Here is a 19777-nt window from a genome sequence, read left to right on the forward strand (position 1 = left end):
ATCGTGACCGGGCCGCGGCGCCAGTACGAGGACCGGTACAGGAACTGCCAGGTGTCCTCGATCCGGTGCGGGTCCTTGCCGATCAGCAGCTGCGCGACGTGCTCCTTCAAATAGGCGGCCACGGCGAGCTCGCGCCCGTTCAGGGTCGCRTCCCCGATCCCGGTCACGCCGTCCTCGGTGGTGATCCGCAGGGTCACGAAGTTCCGGGAGGGGCTGGTGACGAACACTTCAGCGGCAATGATTTTCACAACAGGTCCTTTTCTGGTCTTTCGGGGGTGTCTTATTTGCTGGGCGCCAGCGGCGCGGCGTCCGCGGAACCGGTGGCGGAAACAGCGGCCGGCACGCCGGCGCCGTCGGAAGAACCGTCGCCGCCGGTGCGGCGGGCCTGGATCTCGGTGAGGATCCGGGCGTGCATGGCATCGGTAAGCGTGTACTTGGCCATGACGAGCACGGCCAGGATGGTCATGACGGCCGGCAGGGCGCCTGCGGCGATCTGGATGCCGAAGACGGCGTCGGGCGTCTGGACGGCGCCGGACTTGTAGCCGCCCAGGGCCAGGGCGTAGGCGGCGAGCGCACCGCCGACGGCCTGTCCGGTCTTGCGGGTGAAGGAGAACAACGCGTAGGTGATGCCCTCGGTCCGGACGCCGGTCTTCCATTCGCCGTACTCCACGGTGTCGGCCTCGAGCGCCCACACGACGATGTTGACCGCCAGCACGCCCACGAGGCTGATGATCAGGCCGGTGAATCCGATCCAGACCTGGCTTGCCGGGGTGAAGAAAACGATGGCGCCGCCAATGACCGTGAGCAGCGAGGAGAAGATGTAGACGCGCTTTTTGCCAAGGTTCCGGACCAGCTTCGGCATGAACCCGGCCAGCACGAAGGTGAGGACGAGCTGGGTGATGGACAGTACGGGGTACAGGTCCAGCCGGCCCAGGACATCGCGGAGGTAGTACAGCTGGACCGAGGTGAGGGCCAAGTAGCCGGTCAGGAAGAAGAAGGAACTCACGCACAGCATCAGCAGCGGCCTGTTGCCCTTGAGGGTGTCCATGCTCTGCTTGAACGTGACGTTGGGGACGGCGCGGTGGACCCGCTCCTTGGCGGTCAGGACGGTGAAGAGGTACAGGGCCGCGCCGATGACGACGAAGACAAGGGTGATGGTGGTGAACGTTGCCTGCAGGTTGGCGCCCGGCTTGATCAAAGGGGCCACGAAGATGCCAAGGGCGGAGCCGACCAGCATTCCGCCGATCATCCGGGCGGAGCCGAGCTTGGCGCGTTCCGCGGGGTCCTGGGTCATGGCGCCGGCGAGGGAGCCGTAGGGGATGTTGACCAGGCTGTAGGCCAGGCCCAGGGCTGCGTACGTGACGTAGGCGTAGAGCAGGGTGCCGGATTCGCCGAGCTCAGGGATGGAGAAGGTGGCCACGCTCAGCAGCAGCAACGGGATGGAACCGAACATGATGAACGGACGGAACTTGCCGAACCGCTTGCTGTAGGTCCGGTCCACCACGCGGCCGGCGAAGACGTCGGCGAAGGCGTCGAAGATCCGCACCACCAGCAGCAGGGTGCCGGCGGCCGCGGCGGAGATTCCGGCCACATCCGTGTAGTACACGAGCAGGAACATGGTGGCGGTGGTGAAGGCGAGATTGTTTGCGGCGTCGCCGGCGCCATAGCCGACGATGCTGAGCTTGTTCAGCTTTTTCATGATTGGGCTCCTTTACCCGTTGCCGGACCTGGGTCCGGCGAAAAATGTGCGGTGAGGCCTACGCCTTGGAGGTGCTGTTCTTGGTGCCGGCCAGTGCCGTCCACCGTTGGCGCAGGGCATAGGCGGCAGGTTTGGGCCGCCTGTCCCGGGTGAAGACGCCCTTCTTGTTGCCGTCCACGCGCATGATGCCGTTGGAGGTCTGGAAGTCCGCGAAGTTCCAGACCTGTTCACCGACCATGGCGTCGACCCGGTCGAAGACCCGGTGGTACATGGCCAGGAACGCTGCCTGGTATTCCTCGCTCCAGGGCTGTTCATAGATGGAGTGGAAGCCGGGCATGGTGTCCGGTCCGTACTCGGTCATGATCATGGGCTTGCCGTACTTGGCTTCCCACTCGCGCAGCTCCTTCTCGAGGTGCTGCTCGGCGGTTTCGAGGTCGCCGTTATCGACGTACCAGCCGTAGTAGCGGTTGAGCATGATCACGTCGAACAGGTCCCCGAGCAGTTCCTTGTCCGGGGTGTCGAACAGGACGTTGACGTAGCCGACGGGCCGGGTGGGGTCCAGGCTGCGGGTCAGCTCCGCGAGGGGTGCGAAGTACTCGCGGGCGCCCTCCTCGGAACCGTTGGGTTCGTTGGCGATCGACCAGATCACGACGGAGGGGTGGTTCTTGTCGCGGGCGACGAGTTCGGTAATCGCCTGCCGGTGGTTGGCGGCGGTGTGGGCGTCCACTCCGCCCTCGACGTAGGTCTTCCTGGCGATGCCGCCGAAGACGGCGCCGAAGCCCAGGTGCAGCCCGACGGCGGCGGTTTCGTCGATCACGACGATGCCGTGCCGGTCCGCGAACTCCATGACTTCCTCGGCGTAGGGGTAGTGCGAGGTCCGGAACGAGTTGGCGCCCACCCAGTCCAGGAGCTGGAAGTCGTTGACCATCTGGGCGTTGCTGTGGCCCTTGCCGATGGCCACGTGGTCCTCGTGCATGCCGAAGCCGGTGAAGTAGAACGGTGCACCGTTGATGAGGAATTCCTTGCCCCTGACTTCCACGGTGCGGACGCCGACCGGCAGGGTGTAGCTGTCCAGCAGCCGGCCGCCGTCGCGGATCTGCGCGGTGAGGCTGTACAGGTAGGCCGCGCCGGGCTTCCAGAGCACGACGTCGGCGACCGCCAGGGTGCCGCGGGCGCCGTCGGCGCGGGCGACCTCGACGCCGTCGGCGTCGCGGAGGGAAACGGTGACCGTTTCGCTGCCGGTTCCGCCGGCGGTGGCAATCGTGTAGTCGACGCTGCCGGCGGTTCCTTCGAAGCCGGTGACGACGGTGATGTCATCGACCGTGACCGCGGGGGTGCTGAAGAGCCAGAGGCTGCGGTGCAGGCCGGCGTAGTTGTAGAAATCGTGGAGGTAGCTCTGCTGCCGGCGGCCGTCCCCGGTGACGGTGATGGTCCCGGGCGGGATGGTGGCCTGCGTGAGCTCGTTGTTGACCGAGACCGTCAGGCGGAAGGCCTGTCCGGGTGTCACATGGTCCGTGATGTCTGCGCTGAACGGCATGTAGCCGCCGGTGTGCTGTGCCACCAGGGTGTCGTCCACCCACACCATGCCTTCGTGGGTGGCGGAGTCGAGGCGGACGTGGATGCGCTCCCCTGCCCAGCCGCGCGGGACGCGCACGTCGCGCTGGTACCAGACGTAGCCCACGTGGTCCCGGATGGCCTTGTCGGGGAAGACGTCGTTGTAGCTGGCCGGGACGCCCATTTCCAGTCCGGTTTCCAGGGGCGCCTTGAACCATTCGTCCCGGTGGCCGGAGCGGTCATGGTCGACCTTGAAGCGGTACAGGCCGTCGAGGTTGACGATCTCGCGGGTTTCGCTGGCCTGGGGCTTGAGCATTGGGAGGTCCTATCGCGTCTTTGCGGGCAGTGCCGGGGAGGGTTTTTAGGGTCCGGCCGCGGGGCCGGTTTGTGCTCTTGCTGTAATCCTAATCACTTGGCAATCAAATGGCAAGCGGTTGCCATAAATTTATTGAAAGTACATCGAAACGCTGCTGCCCGGCTCCCGATGATCCGGGACCGGGCAGCGCTGCTTGCACGCAGGGCGTTACGGGGAGACAGCCTGCTCCCCGAACGTTCCGCGCAAGCTTTCAATGAGTTCCACAACGGAACGGTCACCGGCCAGGGCCGGATCCACCAGGGCCAACAGCGCACGGGTCCGCTCGGCGCCCGCGAGCCGGTTGGCTGCGGCTGCCTCCTCGGCCAGCGGATCCTGGAGCGCGGCCGAGGCGGCGCTGTAGTCCATCCAGGCGGCAATCATGAGCGCGGCCGCCGCGCCGGGCCTGCCCGCGGCACGCTCGGCCCGCAGCACCGGAACGGCGCGCATCCGCAGCTTCGTGCTGCCGTCCATGGCGATCTGTGCGAGGTGGTGGGCAATCCGGGCGTTGCCGAATCGCTCCAGCAGGGCGGCGCGGTAGGCCGGGATCTGCAGCTCGGCGGCATGTCCCGCCGGCCCGGACAGATTTGCCTCCGCCTCGTCCCAAAAGCTTTCAATGGCCCGCAGGCACAGCGGGTCTGCCAGGGCCTCGGCCACGGTGGTGTGGCCGCGCAGCTGGCCGGCGTAGGCCAGCAGGGAGTGCGCGCCGTTCAGGAGCCAGAGTTTGCGGTTTTCGTACGGTTCGATCTCGGCGACGAACACGGCTCCGGCGTCTTCCCAGCGCGGCCGCCCGGCGGGGAACTCCCCGCTGAGCACCCAGTTGGAGAAGGGCTCGGCCACCACGGGCGAATTGTCGCGGTAGCCGCACGCGGCCTGGACGGCGGCGATGTCCGCGGCCGTGGTGCGGGGAGTGATGCGGTCAACCGAGGTGCTGACGAAGCTGACGTTGGCGTCGATCCATCCGGCCAGGCCCGCGTCCCACGCCCCGGCCATGCCTGCCACGGCATTGTGCGCGACGGTGCCGTTGTTGGAAAGGTTGTCGCAGCAGACGACGGCGAGTGGTCCCGCCCCGGCAGCCCGGCGGGCGGCGAGGGCCAGCACCAGCCGGCCCAGCGGCGTCGCCGGGTTGGCGCTGCCGGACGCCAGCAGCGCAAGGTCGGCGGCGACGTCGGGCGCGGAGCGGTCAAGCTGCCCGTCGGCGCGGAGCCGGTAGGCCGCCTCGGTGATGGTCAGGGTGATCACCGCGGTGGCCGGCGCGGCAACCAGCTCCGCCAGGCGCTGGACATCCGCCCCGTCCACGGCTTCGACGATGCTGCTGACAACGGTGAAGGTGTCGCCGCCGTCGGCCCGGTTCACGATCGTGTAGAGCCCGTCCTGTTCGGCCAGCGCCAGGGCGGCGTCGGGGCGGCGTCCGGTAAAGGCCGCAATGCCCCAGTCCGCTGCGTCGGACGCCTGGTGGGTGTACCAGCCCTGGTGCGAGCGGTGGAAGGCGCCCAGCCCCAGATGGACGATCCGCACAGGCGCCGTCGCACCGGGGTGCAGGCGGCGGCTCAGTTGGGGAAGTTCCACGGCGGCCTCGACCTCGGATTCCTGTGCGGATGTCAGTTCGGCGCTCACAGTTTGAACACCCGTCGGGGTGAGCCGTCCACGACGTCGACGATCAGTTCATGGGCGCGGTCCTCGCTGACGCGGTGCTCCGCGACCAGCCTGGCCAGGAAGGAGGCCTCGATCCGGCGGGAGGCATCGTGGCGCGCGGGGATGGAGCAGAAGGCGCGGGTGTCGTCGATGAAGCCGGACGAGCGGGAGAATCCTGCGGTTTCGGTCACGGCCGAGCGGAAGCGCAGCATGGCGTCGGGCGCGTCCAGGAACCACCATGGCGCACCGAGGTAGACCGACGGGTAGAAACCCGCCAGCGGCGCGAGTTCGCGGGAGAACACGGTCTCATCGAGGGTGAAGAGCACCAGGTGGAAGTCCTTGGCGGTGCCGAAGTCCTGCAGCAGCGGACGGATCGCCTCGGTGTAGTTGACGGCGAACGGGATGTCGTGGCCGGTGTCGGCGCCGAAGGCGTTGAAGGTGGGTTCGTGGTGGTTGCGGTAGGACCCCGGGTGGATGGTCATGACCAGGCCGTCCTCCACTGACATCCGTGCCATCTGGTACATCATGTGGGCCTCGAAGTCGTCGCGGTCGGCCGCCGTGGCCTGGCCCGAGCGGGCGCGGTCGAACAGCCTGGCCGCGTCGCCGGCGTCGAGCTTGAGCGTTGCCGGGGTCCGGACGCCGTGGTCGGCCGAGACTGCGCCGTGGACCACGAAGTAGCGGCGCCGGTTTTCCAGGGCGGTGATGTAGCCGGCATAGCCGGCGGCGCCGTCGCCCGCTGCCGCAATAAGCCGGTCAACATTCGCACTCCACGTGGGGTGCGCGATGTTGAGGTAGGCATCGGGGCGGAAGGTGGGCAGGACGCGGCCGTGGAAGGTGGGGTCCTCGGCGATCGCCGCGTGGCTGGCGAGGCTGTCCAGGGGGTCGTCGGTGGTGGCCAGCACCTCGATGTTGAAGTCCTTGAAGAGCTGGCGGGGACGGAAGCCGGGCTCCAGCAGCTTGGCGGAGATCGCGTCGTAGCTGGCGTCGGCGGTTTCGGCGCTGATCTCCTGCCGGAGGCCGAAGACGCTGCTGAACTGGGTGCGGAGCCAGTAGCCGGAGGCCGTGCCTTCGAAGAGCGGCCAGGCCTTGCAGAACTCGCGCCAGACCGTGCGGGAGTCCGGTTCCGCCGCGGCCGAGCCCCGGAGCCGGTCCAGCGGTACGCCGCTGGCGTGGATCAGCCGGGTGACGTAGTGGTCCGGGCTGACCAGCAGCGCTGCCGGGTCCGGGAAGGGGCTGTTGTGCTCGATGACGGCGGCGTCAACGTGCCCGTGCGGGGAAATGATGGGGAGGTCCTGGACGCGCTGGAGGAGGTCGCGCGCAATGCTGCGCGTTCCGGGATCCGCGGGCAGAAGCCGGTCTGGGTTGGCGGCAATCGACTGTGACATAGATCAATGGTCCGGCTTGCCTCCGGCATTTGTCAACCGGTTGCCAATAATTGCCATCAAGTTGCGGATGGCCTCACAGGTGTGGCTAGCCCGCGGGCAGCAGCCGCCCGCTCGAGCCGCGCAGCACCAGCTCCGTCTCGACGCGCAGCGTGGCGGCAGGTTCCCCCGCGCTGGGCAGGTGGTCGCTGTGCAGCAGATCAAGGAGCAGCGTCGCGGCGCCGGAGCCGCACTCCCCCAGCGGCGAGCGCACGGTGGTGAGCGGGGGCGTGGTGAAATCCGCGCCGAAGATGTCGTCGAAGCCCACGATGCTGATCTGGTCCGGGACCACCATGCCGGCGGCCTGGAGTTCCTGCATGAGCCCGATGGCCAGGAGGTCGTTGTAGGTCAGCACCGCCGTGGCGCCGCTTGTCCGGACGTCGCGCGCCACCTGGCGGCCGCCGTCGACCGTGGGTTTGGTGGATTCCAGCCGCACGGCTTCGAGCCGGGACCACTCGCAGGCCGCCTGCACGCCTTCCCAGCGGCGCGCGGACATCCAGGACTGCGGCGGCCCGGCAACAAAGGCAACCTTGTGGTGCCCGTTGGCGGCCAGGCTGCGGACTGCCTCGCTGATGCCCTTGTTGACGTCGGGAACCACGCACGGCACGCCGTCGACCTCGCGGTTGATGACCACCACCGGCTTGTCCCGGGCGATGGCGCGGATGTCGTCGTCGTCCATGCGGGGGCTGGCCAGGATGAGGCCGTCCACGGTGGCCATCATCCGGCGTGCTGCCGTCAGTTCGGTGACGCCGGACTCGGCCGACTCGGCCAGCACCAGGGTGTAGTCCCGCAGCGTGGCGGTCGTTTCCGCCCCGCGGATGATGTCGAAAAAGGTGGGGTTGGTGATGTCCGCGACGATCAGGCCGAAGGTGTTGGTGCGGCCGGTGGGCAGCGCGCGGGCGAACGGATTGACCTGGTAGTTCAGCTCGGCGGCCGCGTCCTCGATGAGTTTCTGCGTCTTGGCGCTGACCCGGCCGGGCTTGCTCAGCGCCCGTGAGACGGTGGAAGGATTGACGCCGGCAACCTTGGCAATGTCGTAGATGGTGGCGTGGGACTTTCCGGACCGGGAGTGCTTCTTGGCCGGGTCGGTTGTTGCGGCAGCGTCCGGCGTCTTGGGTTCAGTCACCGCCCCATCCTAACGAGGAAACAACCCAACCAGCCCCCAGCAGGGGCCGTTTTGAGTGCTCAAAACGGCCCCTGCTGCGGCGGGGCGGGGCGGGCTAGGAGCGCTCGGCGAACTTGCCCTCGTCCGCGATGCGCTTGTTCAGCTCGGCGAGGAACTCGTCCTCGTCGAAGTCCAGCGCCACTTCCGTGCCGGTCCAGCTCGAGAGGTGGATGGCGTTGGCCAGCCGGACACCCTTGATGCCGTCCGATCCCGGGGCCAGCAGCGGCGTGCCGTCCAGGATGTTGGCGGCGAAGTTCGCCAGGACGCCGGAGTGCTGCGCGCCCCAGGCGGACTCGAACTCGATGACCTCGGTGGTGTAGTACTCGCCGGGATTCAGCTCGCCCATGAAAAGTTTGCGGACATCGTCCATGCCCATGCCGTCGCTGAGTTCACGCTCGGGCTTCTTCAGGCGGGTCACGGTGGCGGTCTTGCTGTTCTCCACCACGATCTTGCCCTGGTCGCCCAGGATCTCGAAGCGGTCGGTTCCCACGAGGTCGTGCGTCGCGGTGACGAAGACGCCCGTGGCGCCGTTGCCGTAGTCCACCACGGCAGTGACTTCGTCCTCCACGGCGATGTCGCGGCGGAAGCCGTAGGCCACCTTGGCGTAGACGGACTTCGGCACGCCGCAGATCCACTGCCACAGGTCCAGCTGGTGCGGGGCCTGGTTGACCAGAACGCCGCCGCCCTCGCCGCCCCACGTGGCGCGCCATTCGCTGGAATTGTAATAGCCCTGCGGTCGCCACCAGTTGGTGATGATCCAGTTGGTGCGGCGGATGCCGCCGATCTCGCCGCCGTCGACGATCTCCTTCAGCTTCTGGTACAGCGGGTTGTTGCGCTGGTTGAACATGATGGCGAAGGACAGTTCGGGCTTGCCCGCGGCAAATTCGTTGAGCTCCCTGACCTGCTTGGTGTAGACGCCGGCCGGCTTCTCCACGAGGGCGTGGATGTTGCGCTTGAGGGTCTCGATCCCCATTTCCGGGTGCAGGAAGTGCGGCACGCACGTCACGACCGCATCGACGTCGCCGCTTTCCAGCATCGTGATGTAGTCGTCGTAGAAGGGCGCGTCGGGGTACCTGGCGGCCGCCAGTTCCTTTTTCGCGGGGTCGGTGTCGCAGATGGCGCCGATCACCATGTTCGGGACCAGGCCGTCGGTGATGAACTGGGCGTAGGCGCCGCCCTGCTGGCCCAGGCCGATGATGCCCAGGCGTACTTGCTTGCTCATGTGGTGGTTCTCCGTAGTCAGTGGGGGTGGGTTAGAAAAGTTCGGCGTGGCCGAGCGCCACCAGGTTGTCGTGGGAGGTCTGCAGCGCGTCCCAGACGGTGCGCCCGTAGAGTTCGTCCTGCTCCACGAGCAGGTACCGGGCGCCGGCGGCCTGGGCGGCCGGAACAATGGATGCGAAGTCCAGGTTGCCTTCGCCCACTTCAGCGAACTGGACCACATTCTTGAACTCGGTCATGAAGCCCATGATGTCCCCGGAATCCAGGAGCCCGAACGAGGACTCCGGCAGTTCTCCGATCCGGTAGTCCTTCAGATGGACCATGGCCGTGCGGCCGGCGTACTTCTGCAGCGTCCGGACCGGGTCCAGGCCGCCGCGCTGCACCCAGTGCACATCGATTTCCATGCCCATGGCCGGGGAGTTCTCGGCAATGATGTCCAGCATGAATTTGCCGTCGAACTTCGCGAACTCGATGTGGTGGTTGTGGTAATACAGGCTCAGGCCCTGTTCCTGCAGGCGCTCCGCGTACTCGTTGGCCTGCTTGGCGAAATCAACGACTGCCGCGATTGACTTCATGGCCGGGAACGGCAGCATGCCGATCCGCAGGAGGCTGGAGTCCAGGCGTTTGGCGTCCGCCACGATCTTGTCGAAGTGCTCCGCCAGGGAGTCCCCGGGACGGCCTTTGGGGGTCTCCATCGCGACGGACAGTGCCGCGATGTCCATGCCCAGTTCGCTCCGGGCGCGGCCCAGCTCGGCGACGTTCTCCGGGGTCATCGGGATCTGGGAGATCTCGACGGCGTTGTATCCGATCGCGCTCACCTTGCGGAGCGTCTCGAACGCCCCCACTTCGGCGAAGCTGTCTTTCAGCATCATCGCTTGTACGCCAATTTTGGCCACTGTATTCCTCCGTGGTGTTACGGACCCGCAAGGGCCCTCGTTGCCGGTTAGGTGCTGCCGCCAGGGCGCCGGCCGTTCTGCCTGACGGCGCGGGTGGCCTCAGGCGAGGGCGCCCGCTTGTTCGTGCTGCATGCGCTGCGTCTCGAGCAGGCGGTGCCGGTCCGCGCGGCGCTGTTCCTGCCGGTCCGGGTCCGGGACCGGGGAGGCGAGCAGCAGCCGCTGGGTGTAGGGGTGGTCGGGGTCGGTGGTGACGACGCCGGCCGGGCCTTGTTCGACGATCTCCCCGTGGTACATCACGGCGACGCGGTGGCTGACGTGCCGGACGACGTCGAGGTCGTGGGAGACGAAGAGGTAGGACACACCGGTGTCCTTCTGGATCTGCAGGAACAGGTCCAGCACCCGGGCCTGGGTGGAGAGGTCCAGGGCACTGACCGGCTCATCGCAGACGATCAGCTTGGGCGAGAGGGCCAGGGCGCGGGCGATCGCCACGCGCTGGCGCTGTCCGCCGCTGAATTCGCGCGGCAGCCGGTTGATGGCGTCGGCGGGCAGACCCACCTGGTCCAGCAGTTCCCTCACACGCTTTTTGGCCGCCGCGGCGTCCATGCCCTGCACACCCAGTGGTTCGGCGAGGATGTCGCCGATCTCCAGGGCCGGGTTCAGCGAGGTGTAGGGATCCTGGAACACCACCTGAAGGTCACGGCTCAGGACCCGCCGGTCCTTGCGGGTGGCGCGGCTGATGTCCTTGCCGTCGAAGCTGATCTTCCCGCCGGTCACCGGGGCCAGCCCCAGGATGGCGCGGCCCAGGGTGGTCTTGCCGGAACCGGACTCCCCCACCAGGCCGAGGGTTTCGCCGCGGCCGATGGTGATGTTGATGTCCGTCAGGGCGCGGAAGGGCTTGGCCCGGAACTTCTTGCTGGGGTACTCGACGACCAGCTGGTCGACTGTGAGCAGCGGAGCGCTGTCGGTGGGGCTCATGCGACTGGCTCCTTCTGGCCGGTGGAAACGAGCATGGACATGGGTTCCTTGCCCTCAAGCATCGATGCCAGGAGCGTTTGCGTGTAAGGCTCCTGCGGATTGCGCAGGATGTCGCGGACGGATCCTTCCTCCACGAGCCGGCCGTTCTGCATGACAGCCACACGGTCGCAGAGGTCCGCCACCACCCCGAAGTTGTGGGTCACCAGGATGACGCCGATGTTCAGGCGCTGCTGGAGCTCGCGCAGCAGGTCCAGCACGTCCGCCTGCACCGTGACATCCAGGGCCGTGGTGGGCTCATCGGCAATAACCAGGTCCGGTTCGCAGCTGATGGCGCCGGCGATCAGGACGCGCTGGGCCATGCCGCCGGAGACTTCGTGCGGGTAGGCGTTGAAGGTCCGTTCCGGGTTGGCGATTCCGACGTCGGTGAGCAGCTTCAATGCCCGCCTCCTGGCCTCGGCCTTGGAGATGCCGAGGACGCGGACCATGGGCGTCACGAGCTGGTAGCCGATGGTGAAGGCCGGGTCCAGGTTGCTCATGGGCTCCTGCGGGATGTAGGAAATCCGCCTGCCGCGCAGTTTGGACAGGCGCTCCTGGCTGACGCGCTCCTCGCCCGGGGCAACGGTGTAGTTGCCGTCGAACTGGATGGAGCCGGCCACGATGCGGGCATTGTCCGGCAGCAGCCCCAGGATGGAGAAGGCGGTCTGGGACTTGCCCGAACCGGATTCGCCCACGATGCCCAGGATCTCGCCGCGGTCCACGTGGAAGGAGACGTCGTCGACGACCTTCTTGATGGAACCGTCTGCCTGCGGATAGCCGACCCCGAGATTGGTCACCTTGACCAGGTGGTGTTCGGTTCCGGGGTCGACGGCGGCCACTGACTTCCGCGACGGGCGGGCGGCGGCGGCCGGCGCCGTCGTGCGTTTGCTGATGCCGTTTCCCCTTGGCTTCTTGCGATGCGTGATCTTTTCGCCGTCTTCAAGGGCATCGCGGATGGCGTTGCCCAGCAGGACCAGGCCGCCGATGGTCAGCGCCATGGCCAGTGCCGGCCAGAAGAGCAGCGTGGGAGTGAGGTAGACGTTCTTGAAGCCCTCCGAGAGCATCACGCCCCAGGTGGCCTTGGTGGGGTCGCCCAGGCCGAGGAATTCCAGACCGGACTGAATGGCGATGGCCACGCCGGCGATCGCCGCGGTCTGGATGATGATGGGGGCGCGGACCACGGAGAAGATGTGGCGGGCGATGATGCTGAGGTCGGACAGCCCGGAGACCCGTGCGGCGTCGACATAGAGCTCGTTGCGCACCGACTGGACGGCCGTGCGGGTCAGCCGGAAGTAGGACGGGCTGATCAGGATGCCGAAGGCGATCATGGACATCCAGACCGAAGGGCCGAAGGCCGCCCGGATGGTCAGCAGCACGATCAGCCCGGGGAGGCTCATGAGGATGCCGACCACCCAGTTGGAGACTGCCTCGAATTTGCCGGCGTAGTACCCGGCGACCAGGCCGGACGGCAGGCCGATGGCAATGGCCACGCCCGCGCAGAGCAGGGCGGAAAGCAGCGTCAGCTGCGCGCCGTACAGGAGCCGGCTCCAGACATCGCGCCCGGCGCTGTCCGTTCCGAGGATGTTTACGGAGTCCGGGGCGGCGAGGGTCTTGGCGATGTTGGCGTAGTTCTGCTCGAAGGGCGCCAGGACCGGGGCGAGTACCGCCAGGAGCGAGATCGCCAGCAGGATGGTCATGGCAACGATGCCCAGCGGGTTCCTGAACAGGCGCCGGATGACGGTGGACCGGACCACGGTGCCGCTCTGGCCGGGGTGAATCGGAATGGCGGCGGATGCCGCGGTTGCGGCGGCTTCTTCGGAAGAATTTTTCATGACACACGTACTTTCGGGTTGAGCCAGCCATTGAGGATGTCCACCAGCAGGTTCACCACAATGACGACGACCACCGTGTACATCACGACGCCCATCACCACCGGAAGATCCGACTGGCCGGTGGCGGCGACCGCCATCGGACCCATGCCGGGAAGGGCGAAGATCTGCTCGATGATCACCACGCCGCCCAGCATGCCGATCAGCTGCAGGCTCAGCACCGTCAGGCCGGCCGGCGCGGCGCTGCGCAGGACGTGCTTGAACAGGATTTCCCGCTCGCCGATCCCGCGGCTGCGCAGGGTGCGGACATAGTCCCGCTCGAGTTGTTTGATGACGGCGCTGCGGATCTGCTGCGCGCCCCCGGTGACGCCGTTGATCAGCAGGGCTATCACCGGAAGCGACATGGAATAGACCCACGCGTCGGCCCCGGAATCCGGGGAAATGGTGCTGGTGGCCGGGAACAGGCCCAGCTGGATGGCCAGGATGGTGACCAGGATGACGCCGATCACGAACCCCGGAACGGAGTCGCCGATGATGGCGCCAACCTGGACCACCCTGTCCACCCAGCCGCGCTTGACCGCGGCGAAGACACCGATGAGTGCGGCACAAATTGCGATCAGGATCATTGCGGCGAAAACCATGGTCATGGTCACCGGAATCCGGGTGGCCAGGGAGTTGGCCACCGGTTCCGAGGAGAACCAGGAGGCGCCCAGGTTTCCGCTGAGGGCATCGGCCACCCAGGCAAAGTAGCGGGTCAGCAGGGGCTGGTCCAGCCCCAGCTCGTGTTCTTTCATCGCCACCTGCTCAGCGGTGGCCTGATCGCCCAGGATGTTCCTGGCGATGCTCCCGCTGGACATATAGAGCAGGAAGAAGGTGAGCGCCGAGACAACAAGCAGCACCACCAGCCCGCTGCCCAGTCGTTTCGCAATGAACCTGATCATGGTGTCCTACTTGGCGGGTGAGTAGTTGTAAATGGACGGAACGGCCTGCTGGATCTGGGGTGTGACGTCGACCTTGGCGTTGTGGTAGTACATCTGGTTGACGCGGAACAGCGGCGCGAACCAGGCCTGCTCCACCACGTACTTGTTCACTTCCTGGGCCAGCTTGCCCGCGTCAGCCCCGCCGTTGCGCACGGCGTCAATCTTGGCGTCGAGCTCCGGCGACGCGTTCTTGAACGGGTTGTAGAGCGCCTTGGTGGAGATGATCTGGTTGATGGCAACTGTCGGCTGGCCTTGGAAGAGGGAGAAGTACATGGTGGTGTACTTCTGTCCAGCCACATCGGAGGTGAAGGTGTTGGTGAGCGCGGCGCCAATCTTCAGGGTGATACCGACGTCTGCCAGCTGCTGCTGGACCACGGAAATCTGAGTCTGGAAGTCGGGGATGCTGGGGACTTCCAGGGTCACGCCGTTTTCATAGCCGGCTTCCTTGAGGAGCTGCTTGGCCTTGGCCGGATCGTAGCTGTAGTAGTTCTCCAGTTCTTCGGTCCAGGCGCCGCTGGCCTTGCCGAACGGCTGGGACGTCGGGGTGCCCTGGCCCAACAGGACCTGGTCCAGGATGGTCTTGCGGTCAAAGGCGTAGTTGATGGCCTGGCGGACCTTGACGTTCTGCAGTGCGGGGTTCTTGGCACCGTCACGGTCCAGGAGGAGCAGCCCCTGCCAGTCCACCTCGTTGGCGGCCAGCTTCATCTTGGCGCCTTCGGCCTGCTTGCCGTTCTTGGGGTCCAGGAGTGTGGCGTCCACCTGGCCGGAGACCAGGGCGTTGGTGCGGGCGGTGGGGTCGGTCAGGATCTTGAAGGTCAGCTTGGAGTACTTCTGCAGATCCTTGTTCCAGTAGTCCTTCCGGGCGGTGAACACGGTCTGGGAGTCCTTGACCGACGCGGCCTTGTCCATCACGTAGGGCCCGGAGCCCACCGGCTCGGTCTTGATGCCCTCGGTGCCGAGCGCCTTGGGGCTGCCCATCAGGCCGGCCGCCTGGCTGAGGAAGTACTCGAGGGCCGGGTCCGGGGTGCTGAGGTTGATGTCGATGGTATCGGCGTCCACAACGGCCACGTCCTTGACGGCATTGAGCTGGGCCATCTGCGGACCATTGGCCGTCTTGAAGTGGTCCATGTTGGCCTTGGCAGCCTCGGCGTCGAACTTTGCTCCGTCGCTGAAGGTGACGTCCGAGCGCAGGTCCACCGTCAGTTTGGTGTTTGCTGCGTTGTACTTCCAGGCCGTCGCCAGCATGGGGCTGAGCTTTCCGTCCGGCTCGCGCAGGATCAGGGTGTCGTAGACGGCCTGGTACGGCTGGAGGATATGGCCCACATGGGCCTGGGCCGGATCCCAGGACCGGACATCCTGGATGGTGCCGAGCGTGAGGGACGTGGCTGTGGTGCCTGCGCCGCCTGCTGCGGCGCCGCCGCCACAGGCGGTGAGCGCGAGGGATGCGCTGAGGATGAGGGCAGCAGCTGCTGCCTTGGGACCGAACTTCATTGTTGGCTCCTTTGGATCGCTTCTCGAGGTCCGCTGCACGGACGTTGATGGCGGCAATGTGGCTTGGGCCACACCGCTGCTTGTGGGTTCAGCGTACGTTGGGTTGCCACATCTGGCAACCGGTTGTCATTATTTTTTGAATTATTGCGAATCCGGGCGTGGCCAAGCACTACGACGGCACCGGACGGAGACGCAGCGCGGCGCGCCTGAGGGGCGCACGTACTGGGCAAGCACGACGTTCGCAGCGGAGTGCACAAGCAGCGCAACGGAAGTCCGCATGGGTCGCGGCGGCGGCTTCGGTCAGGACACTTTTTCCTCAGAGCCGGGGTAGGACTGGCGGTAGAGTTCCTTCACGATCCGCAGCGACTTCGCCCCTTCGGCGGCGTCAATCCAGAACGGGCCCGGTTGCGCCAGTCCGGCATAGAAATCTGCGATCAGCAGGGCATGCGAAACGCCCCAGTAGGACCGGCCGCCGGATCCCTTGGCGCGTTCACGCACCACCTCGCTGCGCCCGTCGTCGTAAGTGACTGTCAGGTCCCCGCGCAGGCTCAATGCAGCCCTCTCGGTGCTGATGTCCAGCGTGACCGGTGCGTTGACGGTGTTAGCCAGGGTGGCGTAGAAGACGGAGCGCGCCCCGCTGCTGTGCAGCGCTGCGAACTCCGCCGTGTCCTCCACCTCGATGGTTTCTGCCAGCACATGGGTCGAGGCGCTGCCGGCGAGCGCGACGACGTCGCCCACCAGCCACTGCAGCAGGTCAACGGTGTGGATGGCCTGGTTCATCATCAGCCCGCCGCCGCCCTCGGCCCAGCTTCCGCGCCAGGGCCGGCTGAGGTAGTAATCGGCATTGCGGTGCCACATGACCGTGGCCGAGGCCCCCCGCACCTGGCCCAGCTCGCCGGAGTCCAGCAGCCGGCGCATTTCCTGCACCGGGGCGTTGTAGCGGTTCTGGAAACACAGGGCAATTTTGGCCGTGCTGTCGGCAGCCGCGGCCAGCAGCCTTTCGCCCTCGGCCAGGGTGTGCGCCAGGGGCTTTTCCAGCACCACGTGGACCCCGCGGCGCAGGCATTCGATCGCTATCGCCGCGTGTTCGTGATGCGGGGTGGTGATGTGCACGACGTCGGGAGCTGCCACCTCCAGCATGTCGCGGTAGTCCTCGAAGCCGGGGACGCCGTGGGCCTCCTGCGCCGCCGCCCGGCGTGCCGGATCCGGGTCACAGACGGCCACCAATTCGGCGTCGTCCATCCCTGCAAGTGCTTCAAAGTGAACGACCGACACGTCGCCGCAGCCGATGATTGCCGCCTTTGGCATCCGGAGTTCCCTCTTTCCCTAGGGGTGGTGCATGCCTGCTAAAGAAGGCCGATTACACGAGTTCGATCTGGTTTTTCGCGGCCAGCGCGGCAAAGGCGCGGGCCGCGGTGCCGAAGGCCGCCGGGCCCGAGAAGCCGCCGAGTTCGTGGGCGCTGGCCAGGTGGGGTTCCAGCGAGGCGAAGCCGGCGTAACCGTCCGCCTTGAGGGCGGCGATGGTGGCGTCGAGTTCGCCGTCGCCCTCACCGGAGGGGACTACTTCCCCGGTGGTGGCGAGCGCGTCCTTGACCTGGAAGTACTCGAGGTAGGGGCGCAGCATGGCGTAGCCCTCGGTATAGGGCTTGACGCCCACCTGGACGAAGTTGGCGTTGTCCCACGCGATGCGGAGCGCGGGCGAGTTCACGGATTCCATGATGTCCAGCACGCGCTGCGGGGTATCGCCATAGATGCCCTTTTCGTTTTCGTGCAGGAGCACGACGCCGGATTCCGCGGCGAGCGCCGCCAGCGCGCCCATACGGGCCAGGACGTCCTCGCGGATGTCTTCCGCGCTGCGCCCCTCGGCCCGGAAGAAGGAGAAAATGCGGACGTATTGTGTATCCAGCCCCCTGGCCACTGAGATGATCTGCCGGAGCCGTGCCAGCTCCTGCTCCACCGGCAGGCTCACGTCCACCTTCCCGATGGGGCTGGCCACGGCCGAGACCTTGAGGCCCTTTTCATCCAGGATTTCCTTGAGCCGGGCAACCTGCGCGGGCTGCATCTCGGAGACGTTGGTGCCCCAGGCGCTGCGGACCTCGATGTGGCTTGCGCCCAGCGCCAGGAGCACGGCGGCCTGAACTGCCGGGTCCGGATCTATTTCGTCGCCGAAGCCTGACAGCGACCAGACTGCGGGTGGTGTTTTGCTCACGCGGATCTCCTGGGTTTCGCGGCCGCCGCGGGCAGCTTCCGGCTCCGGCGCGGTGACGCAGTTCACAAACGATGTGGGCCCCAGTCTAGCCATCACCGCATTCAAATGACAACCGGTTGCCAAATTCTGACAATCTGTGGCATGCTTTGCTGACCGGCCCTGTGGCGGCAATCACAGCCCGGCCACCACGTTCAGAGAGGAGCGCCGTGGCGACGACGCAACCAGCAGCAGTGGACCGCCCGGCCACCATCCATGACATCGCCGCGCTCTGTGGCGTGGCGGCCTCCACGGTTTCCCGTGCCCTCTCCACGCCGGACCGGGTCAACATCAGGACACGGCAGCGGATCGAGGCGGCCGCGGCCCGGCTGCACTACACACCCAACAGCCAGGCGAAGGCGCTGAGTTCCGGGCGCACGGGCGCGGTGGGAGTCCTGGTTCCGGATATCACCAACCCGTTCTACTTCGACCTCATCAGGGGAACTCAGCTCCAGCTCAAGGCGGCCGGGTACACCCAGTTGCTGGTGGACACGGAAGAATCCGACGAGGTGGAGGCCAGCACCGTGGAGCAGCTGCGCAAGAGCGCCGACGGCATCATCGTTGCCGCATCCCGGCTCAGCGACGAAGCTCTGCTGAACGCGGCGGCGAAGATGCCCATGGTCGCGATCAACCGTGACGTGCCCGGCGTTCCCGCGGTCCTGATCGACACCCCATCCGGCACCAGCCAGGCGCTGGACCACCTGATCTCGCTGGGGCACACCCGGGTGGCCTATGTGGCCGGCCCGACGACGTCGCAGTCCAGCGAACGGCGGTGGACCGCGTTGTCCGTGGCAGCCGAGGAACGCGGCGTGGAGGTGCGCCGGCTCGGTCCGTTCGCCCCCAAGACACAGTCCGGCGCGGCAGCCGCGGACGCCGCCGTCCACAGCGGGGTCACCGCCTGCCTCGCGTTCAACGACCTCATCGCCATCGGCATGCTCCAGCGCCTTCGCGAACGCGGCATCCGCGTCCCGCAGGACATGAGCATTGTGGGCTGCGACGACATCTTTGGCGCCGACTTCTGCAATCCGCCGCTGTCCACCATGGCCTCCCCGATCGAGCAGGCCGGCCGCGTGGCGGTGTCCATGCTGCTGGCCCAGCTGAACCCGCTCGCCGGCGGTGGCACCCGAAGCCGGTCCGTGATGCCCACCCATCTCACGGTCCGCGGCTCCACCGGTCCGGTGCGGCAGGCTCAATAGGCCCGGCGTCCGGGCCGGTGCCCAGTCAGGACCGGGCAGGCGTCGGCCGGCGGTGCGGTTTTCGCGGCGGTTCCGGACAGGGGCGCCGAATTCGGACCGGCGCACCGGGGATCCAAGTCGCAACGGTCCGAAACCGTAGCCGCCGTCCGGAACCGAAGCCATTTCGACGCCGGATCCGCCCGTCAGCCGCCGGTCCGGGCGCAATAGTTGAGCGCTGTTGACACCGCTGACTAGGCTGTGAGGCATGCGTGAACTCCAGGCGAAGATCATCGAGGAAATGGGCGTACAGCCCCGGATCGACCCTGCCGGGGAGGTGCGCAAACGCGTGACGTTCCTGAAGGAATACTTGACGGCCACCCACACCAAGGGCTTCGTCCTGGGCATCTCGGGCGGCCTGGACTCCTCCCTGGCCGGGCGGCTGGCCCAGCTGGCGGTCGAGGAACTCGAGGCCGAGGGCACCGAGGCGAACTTCGTGGCCGTGCGGCTGCCCTACGGCGTCCAGCATGACGAGGACGACGCGCAGGCGGCCCTGGACTTCGTGCGAGCCAAGACCGAATGGACGTTCAACATCTCGGCCGCAGTAGATGGCTTCGAGGACGAGTTCGAGAAGACCGTGGGCACGGAGATCTCCGATTTCCACAAGGGCAACACCAAGGCCCGGACCCGGATGATTGCCCAGTACGCCCTGGCCGGCGAGCACAACTACCTGGTGATCGGCACGGATCACGGCGCCGAGTCCGTCACGGGGTTCTTCACCAAGTTCGGCGACGGCGGCGCGGACATCCTGCCGCTGTTCGGCCTTAACAAGCGCCAGAACCGCGCCCTGCTGGCGGAACTCGGCGCACCGGCCCGGATCTGGGAAAAGGTTCCGACGGCGGATCTGCTGGACGGCAAGCCGGGCCGCACCGACGAGGACGAACTCGGCCTGGGCTACGACCTGATCGATGACTACCTCGAGGGCCGTGACGTACCCGATGCCGCTGCCGAACGGATCGAGGCGATGTACCTGCGGACCCGCCACAAGCGCACGGTCCCGGTGACGATTTTCGACACCTGGTGGAAATAGCCTGAGCCGAGAGCCCCGG

At 66.8% G+C, this 19777-nt stretch carries 15 protein-coding genes and 1 pseudogene; 2 read left to right on the top strand and 14 right to left on the bottom strand.

What is annotated here, in order from left to right; all coding sequences use genetic code 11:
* The 14 genes and pseudogenes from AC1DNG_RS03850 to AC1DNG_RS03915 all read right to left on the bottom strand — a co-directional run.
* Positions 1 to 248: pseudogene (locus tag AC1DNG_RS03850) on the bottom strand (bifunctional D-altronate/D-mannonate dehydratase); the annotation flags it as partial.
* A gap of 32 nt (positions 249 to 280) precedes the next feature.
* Positions 281 to 1699, bottom strand: coding sequence for a glucuronide transporter (uidB, locus tag AC1DNG_RS03855; protein WP_476874330.1), 1419 nt, complete (start codon positions 1697 to 1699; stop codon positions 281 to 283).
* A 58-nt stretch (positions 1700 to 1757) separates the two neighbouring features.
* Positions 1758 to 3569 carry a beta-glucuronidase gene (gene uidA / locus AC1DNG_RS03860; RefSeq protein WP_476886673.1) on the bottom strand — a complete coding sequence of 604 codons (1812 nt, stop codon included), beginning with the start codon at positions 3567 to 3569 and terminating at the stop codon, positions 1758 to 1760.
* A gap of 207 nt (positions 3570 to 3776) precedes the next feature.
* Complete coding sequence (locus tag AC1DNG_RS03865) at positions 3777 to 5222, bottom strand: mannitol dehydrogenase family protein (RefSeq protein ID WP_476886674.1); 1446 nt, start codon at positions 5220 to 5222, stop codon at positions 3777 to 3779.
* Positions 5219 to 6625 carry a glucuronate isomerase gene (gene uxaC, locus AC1DNG_RS03870; protein WP_476886675.1) on the bottom strand — a complete coding sequence of 469 codons (1407 nt, stop codon included), beginning with the start codon at positions 6623 to 6625 and terminating at the stop codon, positions 5219 to 5221. Before uxaC ends, AC1DNG_RS03865 begins: the two co-directional genes overlap by 4 nt.
* 85 nt (positions 6626 to 6710) lie before the next feature.
* Positions 6711 to 7787 (bottom strand): LacI family DNA-binding transcriptional regulator, encoded by a 1077-nt coding sequence (locus AC1DNG_RS03875; protein WP_476886676.1) that lies wholly within the window; start codon positions 7785 to 7787, stop codon positions 6711 to 6713.
* 94 nt (positions 7788 to 7881) lie between these two features.
* Positions 7882 to 9048, bottom strand: coding sequence for a Gfo/Idh/MocA family protein (locus AC1DNG_RS03880; protein WP_476872357.1), 1167 nt, complete (start codon positions 9046 to 9048; stop codon positions 7882 to 7884).
* A gap of 31 nt (positions 9049 to 9079) precedes the next feature.
* Complete coding sequence (locus AC1DNG_RS03885; RefSeq protein ID WP_476886677.1) at positions 9080 to 9940, bottom strand: sugar phosphate isomerase/epimerase family protein; 861 nt, start codon at positions 9938 to 9940, stop codon at positions 9080 to 9082.
* A 99-nt stretch (positions 9941 to 10039) separates the two neighbouring features.
* Positions 10040 to 10915: an ATP-binding cassette domain-containing protein gene (locus AC1DNG_RS03890; RefSeq protein WP_476886678.1), complete on the bottom strand. Its 876-nt coding sequence runs from the start codon at positions 10913 to 10915 to the stop codon at positions 10040 to 10042.
* Positions 10912 to 12783 (bottom strand): dipeptide/oligopeptide/nickel ABC transporter permease/ATP-binding protein, encoded by a 1872-nt coding sequence (locus AC1DNG_RS03895; protein WP_476886679.1) that lies wholly within the window; start codon positions 12781 to 12783, stop codon positions 10912 to 10914. Before AC1DNG_RS03895 ends, AC1DNG_RS03890 begins: the two co-directional genes overlap by 4 nt.
* On the bottom strand, positions 12780 to 13721 hold the full coding sequence (locus tag AC1DNG_RS03900) for an ABC transporter permease (protein ID WP_476851820.1): 942 nt from the start codon (positions 13719 to 13721) through the stop codon (positions 12780 to 12782). The genes AC1DNG_RS03895 and AC1DNG_RS03900 overlap by 4 nt, the downstream gene beginning before the upstream one ends.
* Before the next feature lie 6 nt (positions 13722 to 13727).
* Entirely contained in the window at positions 13728 to 15251 is a 1524-nt protein-coding gene (locus AC1DNG_RS03905; protein WP_230008163.1) for an ABC transporter substrate-binding protein, read from the bottom strand.
* A gap of 300 nt (positions 15252 to 15551) precedes the next feature.
* Positions 15552 to 16559, bottom strand: a complete 1008-nt coding sequence (locus AC1DNG_RS03910; RefSeq protein ID WP_476874326.1) for a Gfo/Idh/MocA family protein — start codon at positions 16557 to 16559, stop codon at positions 15552 to 15554.
* 52 nt (positions 16560 to 16611) lie between these two features.
* Positions 16612 to 17460 carry a sugar phosphate isomerase/epimerase family protein gene (locus AC1DNG_RS03915; protein ID WP_476886680.1) on the bottom strand — a complete coding sequence of 283 codons (849 nt, stop codon included), beginning with the start codon at positions 17458 to 17460 and terminating at the stop codon, positions 16612 to 16614.
* Positions 17461 to 17666: 206 nt separating this feature from the next.
* Here AC1DNG_RS03915 and AC1DNG_RS03920 point away from each other — a divergent pair, with 206 nt between their 5' ends.
* Entirely contained in the window at positions 17667 to 18692 is a 1026-nt protein-coding gene (locus AC1DNG_RS03920; protein ID WP_223914562.1) for a LacI family DNA-binding transcriptional regulator, read from the top strand.
* Positions 18693 to 18936: 244 nt separating this feature from the next.
* The gene (nadE, locus tag AC1DNG_RS03925) at positions 18937 to 19758 is read left to right on the top strand and encodes an ammonia-dependent NAD(+) synthetase (RefSeq protein WP_026539367.1); all 822 of its coding nucleotides are present in this window, start codon (positions 18937 to 18939) and stop codon (positions 19756 to 19758) included.
* Positions 19759 to 19777 lie beyond the last annotated feature (19 nt).

The sequence above is a fragment of the Arthrobacter sp. 01T425 genome, assembly GCF_056398725.1.